4 protein-coding genes are annotated in these 5,353 nt (G+C 61.2%); 1 reads left to right on the forward strand and 3 read right to left on the reverse strand.

Translation table 11 applies throughout. The features are described 5' to 3' along the window. Window positions 1-556 precede the first annotated feature (556 nt). The 3 genes from ACF8E5_RS02030 to ACF8E5_RS02040 form a co-directional block, all read right to left on the reverse strand. The gene (locus tag ACF8E5_RS02030; protein WP_078477916.1) at window positions 557-1,657 is read right to left on the reverse strand and encodes an AGE family epimerase/isomerase; all 1,101 of its coding nucleotides are present in this window, start codon (window positions 1,655-1,657) and stop codon (window positions 557-559) included. 62 nt (window positions 1,658-1,719) lie between these two features. Further along, window positions 1,720-2,352 carry a TetR family transcriptional regulator gene (locus tag ACF8E5_RS02035; protein WP_058638241.1) on the reverse strand — a complete coding sequence of 211 codons (633 nt, stop codon included), beginning with the start codon at window positions 2,350-2,352 and terminating at the stop codon, window positions 1,720-1,722. A 119-nt stretch (window positions 2,353-2,471) separates the two neighbouring features. Continuing rightward, window positions 2,472-2,789 (reverse strand): hypothetical protein, encoded by a 318-nt coding sequence (locus tag ACF8E5_RS02040; RefSeq protein WP_058638240.1) that lies wholly within the window; start codon window positions 2,787-2,789, stop codon window positions 2,472-2,474. 339 nt (window positions 2,790-3,128) lie between these two features. On the opposite strand from ACF8E5_RS02040, the gene ACF8E5_RS02045 reads away from it, so the two are divergent. Beyond that, entirely contained in the window at window positions 3,129-5,195 is a 2,067-nt protein-coding gene (locus tag ACF8E5_RS02045) for an AsmA family protein (protein ID WP_058638239.1), read from the forward strand. Window positions 5,196-5,353: the final 158 nt, after the last annotated feature.

A 5,353-nucleotide genomic window follows, 5' to 3' on the forward strand; every position in this document is an offset into this window, starting at 1 on the left:
AGGCCCCATCCTGGGGCCCAGCGCTTGACAGGCATCCATGCCTGTCACCTCCCTCCGCAAGCCCTGCGTTCGGCCTTCTGAAGTCGCGAAGATCAAAAGCAAGATCAAAAGCCACAGCCACAGCCACAGCCACAGCAACAGTGTCTATAGTAGGAGTGATAACTTCTAAACTTGCCGCGATATATATCCCGTGTAGGAGCGGCCTTGTGCCGCGATGGGCCGCGCAGCGGCCCCAGTCATAGCGATATTGCTCAAATTTTGGGGCCGCTGCGCGGCCCATCGCGGCACAAGGCCGCTCCCACACGGTAATTGAGTCGTCTTCAAAGAATGTACAGGCGTAACAAGGATTTTGTATTTACATATGCTGTTGCTGTTACAAGAGTAGTAGCAATGTGAATATAACTACGCCAGTAAATCAGGCACTCGATACTGTAGCAGTCCTGACAACGCTCGCCATTGAACGTATTTCAATGGCGCAAGCTTCTCAGCGCGCTGGACGGCTCCAGAATCTAGGCCTAACCACGCATTACGGTAACAACGCTAGCAGCGTCCGCCTTCACCCACCCAATCGCTTCAACCCTTCCAGACAGGTAGCCAGATGATAAGGCGTAGTCGACGGCATATCATGCCGGCTGACATCGCCCTGCCCATCCCGGCACTCATACCATCCCGCCTGCCGCAAGAACCGCCCCTGCAGGGCCTGCAACAGCTGGGGCAGCTTCACGTCTGCGTCAGGGCGCAATGCCAAGGCCCTGGCGTATTCGGCCTGTGCCCAGATACGCTGGGTCGCATCCAGCACGTGCCCTTGCACATCCAGCATCGCCAGTACCGCCATGTTTTTCACGCCATGGCGCTCGGCAAAGGCGAACCCCCGCTCAATGGAAGCATGCAACGCCGTCCCACGCAGCAGCGGCGAGGTGTGCAGCAAATAGAACCACTCGAACTGATGACCCGGCTCGAACCAGTTATCCACAGTGCCCCTGGGCTTTTCCAGCATCAGGCCGTGGGCAGGCTCGATGAAGTGGGCCTGCATCGCGGTGCATAACTGCAAAAGTGACTGCTGCACAGCCTGGTCATCACGCACGGCCAACACCTGCAGGAAGGCTTCCGCCAAATGCATCTGCGGGTTCTGCAGTGCGCCACTGCCCAGGTTGCCCCAGTCTTCACCCAGGCTGGCCTCGTACAAGCCATCATCCCGGGCAAAGCGATGCTCGATGACGTCCAGCGCAGCAGCCAGGGCGGAGACCACCAGGTTGTCGCGGACCTGGCCCCAATAGTGCGCGCAGGCGAAGACGATGAACGCGTGGGTATAGAGGTCCTTGCGCCGGTCCAGCGGCTTGCCCTGGGCGTCGATACTGTAGAACCAGCCACCGTGCTCGGGGTCATGGAAGTGCTTTTGCAAGGAGCGGAACAATGCCGCGGCGCGTTCGGCCGCACCCGGTTGATCGATGCGGCTGCTGAACAGGTACAACTGGCGTGCGCACGCCATGGCCCGATAGCGCTGCACAGGCAGCGGCTGATGTTCGGCGTCGAGCGCTTCGTAGGGCAGTGCCAGTTCGGTGTTCCAGCCTGGCCCCTGCCATAGGGGCACGATGCACGTGGCAAAGTGCTGATTGAAGCGGGTCAGTTCGGGCAGGGTGGGGCGGGGGTTGGACATCTTGGCGCTCGTCGCTGTCGGGCAGGGCGCCATGGTAGCAGAAGTCGGGTTTGCCGAGCCCGTCAGCCCGGGTTGCCAAGGCCTTGCCAATGCCGCGCACCGACGAAGATGAAGCGCAGTTGCTGGGTGATCTTTTCCTGAGGGGTCAACGCCTGGGGTTCACCCCTTTCTGGCCTGTCGATCAATTCGGGCAAGGTGGCGAACACGGTCTTGACCACCAGGTCCGCCATGACGGTAAGCGCAGCATTGTCCAGGTGCTGCCAACGCTGCATCCGGCCCAGGTCGGTGGCCAGGTCAGCGGTGATGTTTTCACGCAGTTGGGCGATGGCCTGGCGCACGGGCTGCGACCCTCCGTACTGCTCACGCGCCAGGAACAGAAACTGGGCACGGTGGGCAGCGACCACGTCGAGGAATATACGGACCGACGCATCCGTGATACCGCCCAGCTCGAACTCGTTGTGTCGCACCAGCCGGATGGTCTGGCGGAAGGTATCGTCCACCTCGCTGACCAGTGCCAGGCCCAGTGCATCCATGTCCGGGAAATGTCGGTAGAAGCCGGTGGGCACGATGCCGGCCGCCTTGGCCACTTCGCGCAGGCTGATGCTGCCAAAACCGCGACCACTCTCCATGAGCAGGCAGGCGGCGTCGAGCAGGGCCTGGCGGGTCTGTAGCTTCTGTTCGGCACGCGGCAACATGATGCAGGTTTCTATAGAGGGTGGCTGGGCACTCTAGTTAAAAAAACGAAGCCCGGTCAATGGACCGGGCTCGAAGGGGTAGGTCAGGCAGACGACAGCGCGGTGCGTCTTGCATAAGGTCAGCTCACCCGTGCCGTTTGCGACAAGCGATCTGCACCGCCTTCGGCAACACGGCCGCTGCGCTCGATCAGGCGATCGGAGCCACCTTCGGCAACACGGGCGCTACGCTCGATCAGGCGATCGGAGCCGCCTTCGGCAACACGGGCGCTACGCTCGATCAACCGGTCTGAACCGCCTTCGGCAAGTGTTTCAAGCGGTTGGATGTTTTGAACAGCGCTCGAACGTGATTCGGCGGTCAGGTGCTGCTCGGCACCTGGCAGGGCGAACGCATTGGCTGCAAGCAGGGAAAGGGTGAGGGTCAACAGGTGGCGTTTCATGATTCAGTGCTCCTCTGCGGGGCTGGAAAGTGGGTGTGTAGCCAATGCTACGCCGCGCACCGGCACAAAGAAGTTCATCCGGGTAATGGTAAAAATCGACCTCATTGATATCAGCCGCCAAAGGCTCTATTCAGAGCCCTGGCAGGGTCGCAGGTGGCTTGATGGCATGGGTGCGCACGGGATGCACCAAGCGAACCGGACGCGCCAGGCGCACCCAGGCACGGGAAATTCTTGGCTATCCTCCCCCTGAGATAAAACCCTCACGCCTTTCATCAGTCCCAGATACATGACCCCTCACCGCTACGCTTGTTTTCGCCTTGCCGCATGGAGACTCACGCAATGACGCGCCCCGCCAGAATCATCCTCTGGACCCTGACCACACTGCTGACCGTGCTGGCAATCCTGGTCGTGGTGATTGCCACCTTCGACTGGAACCGCGTCAAGCCCCTGCTCAACGAAAAGGTGTCCGAGGCCTTGCATCGGCCCTTCGCCATCAATGGCAACCTTGCAGTGCACTGGCGCACCGAGCCTGAAGAAGGCGGTTGGCGGGCGTGGATACCCTGGCCGCATTTCACGGCTGAAGATCTTACCCTGGGCAACCCGGACTGGCTCAAAGAGCCGCAGATGGTTGCACTGGAGCGCGTGGAGTTTCGCCTGTCGCCGCTGCCGCTGTTGTTCCACCAGGTCAGCATCCCGCGTATCAACCTGACCAAGCCGACTGCCAGCCTGACGCGCCTGGCGGACGGCCGGGCCAACTGGAATTTCGACTTCGGCCCGAAGGACGAGAACGAAGAACCGTCCAAATGGCAGATGGACATCGGCGCGATCGGTTTCGACCAAGGCAATGTCAGCTTTGACGACCAGACGCTCAAGGCTCGCATGAAGGTCCAGATCGATCCTCTGGGCAAGCCCATTGCATTCAGCGAAATCGTGGGCAAGGCCACGGCCGAGAAGTCGGCGCCTGCACAGGACTATGCGTTTGGCCTCAAGGCGCAGGGACGCTACAAGGACCAGCCCGTGTCCGGCACCGGCAAGATCGGCGGCCTGCTGGCACTCAAAGCGTCCGATCAACCCTTCCCGCTGCAAGCGGATGTGCGCATCGCCGATACCCATGTGGTATTGGCTGGTACCCTGACCGACCCGCTCAACCTGGGTGCGCTCGATCTGCGGCTGCGCCTGTCAGGCGCCAGCCTTGGCAATCTGTTCCCGTTGACCGGCGTGACATTGCCTGACACTCCAGCGTATTCCACCGATGGTCACCTCAACGCCAACCTGCACGCCGAGCAAGGCGCTACCTTCGAATACCAAGGGTTCAATGGCAAGATCGGTGACAGCGACATTCACGGTGACCTGGCGTATGTCGCCAGCAAGCCTCGGCCCAAGCTCACGGGCAAGCTCGTTTCCAACCAGCTCCTGTTCAAGGACTTGGCACCACTGATCGGCGCTGACTCCAATGCCGAGCAAAAAGCCCGTGGTGGTGCCAGCAAGCAGCCGTCCGACAAGGTCTTGCCGGTCGAGGAATTCCGTACCGATCGCTGGCGTGCCATGGATGCCGATGTCACCTTCACCGGCAAGCGCATCGTGCACAGCGAGCAGCTTCCTTTCAACGACCTGTCGGCCCACGTGATCCTGGAAGACGGCCTGCTGCGCCTGGAGCCGTTGAGGTTCGGCGTAGCGGGCGGCAACCTGGCATCACGCATTCGTCTGGACGGCCGCAACGTTCCGTTGCAGGGGCGTGCACGGCTTACTGCGAGGGGGTTCAAGCTCAAGCAACTGTTCCCCACCTTCGCACCGATGCAAAGCAGCTTTGGCGAGCTCAATGGGGATGCCGACATCGCCGGTCGCGGCAACTCCGTGGCAGCACTGCTCGGTAGCGCCAATGGCGATCTGCGCATGCTGGTCAACGATGGCGCGATCAGCCGCAGCCTCATGGAAATCGCAGGTTTGAACGTGGGCAACTACATCGTCGACAAACTCTTCGGTGATGAGGACGTGAAGATCAACTGCGCCGCAGCCGATGTCGGTATCAAGAATGGCCTTGCCAGTACGCGCCTGTTCATTTTCGACACCGAGAACGCGATCATCTATATCAACGGCACCGCCAACTTCGCCAACGAGCGCCTGGACCTGAAGATCACGCCGGAATCCAAGGGGTTGAGGCTGTTCTCCCTGCGCTCGCCGCTGTATGTGCGGGGGGCTTTCGCCAAACCTAGCGCCGGGGTACAGGCCGTACCGCTGGCACTGCGCGGCGCCGGTATGGTTGCCCTTGGGGTGGTCGCGGGGCCTGCGGCCGGTCTCTTGGCGCTGATCGCACCCAGCAGTGGGGATGATCCCAACCAGTGCACACCCTTGTTGCAGCAGATGAAGGAAGGTAAGGCGCCGGCGGCCGTCAAAAGCCGCAAGTGATGGCGGGGCATGGGCCTGCGAGCTGAACCTTGGAGCGGCTGCGCAGCCCATCGCGGCACTAGAGCGCTCCTACCTAGAAATCGGTTAGCCTTCGGGGCGGCCTTAGGCATTTGCTTCTGCAAAGTCCAGGCCCCGCTATCTCAGCCAATACAGAACCA

The sequence above is a fragment of the Pseudomonas sp. WSY_20 genome, from assembly GCF_043104335.1.
In the GTDB taxonomy this organism is placed as follows: domain Bacteria; phylum Pseudomonadota; class Gammaproteobacteria; order Pseudomonadales; family Pseudomonadaceae; genus Aquipseudomonas; species Aquipseudomonas parafulva_B.

Coding starts and splice junctions, on each gene's coding strand:
- ACF8E5_RS02030 (WP_078477916.1), bottom strand. CDS start 1,657: ATGTCCAACCCCCGCCCCACCCTGCCCGAACTGACCCGCTTCAATCAG.
- ACF8E5_RS02035 (WP_058638241.1), bottom strand. CDS start 2,352: ATGTTGCCGCGTGCCGAACAGAAGCTACAGACCCGCCAGGCCCTGCTC.
- ACF8E5_RS02040 (WP_058638240.1), bottom strand. CDS start 2,789: ATGAAACGCCACCTGTTGACCCTCACCCTTTCCCTGCTTGCAGCCAAT.
- ACF8E5_RS02045 (WP_058638239.1), top strand. CDS start 3,129: ATGACGCGCCCCGCCAGAATCATCCTCTGGACCCTGACCACACTGCTG.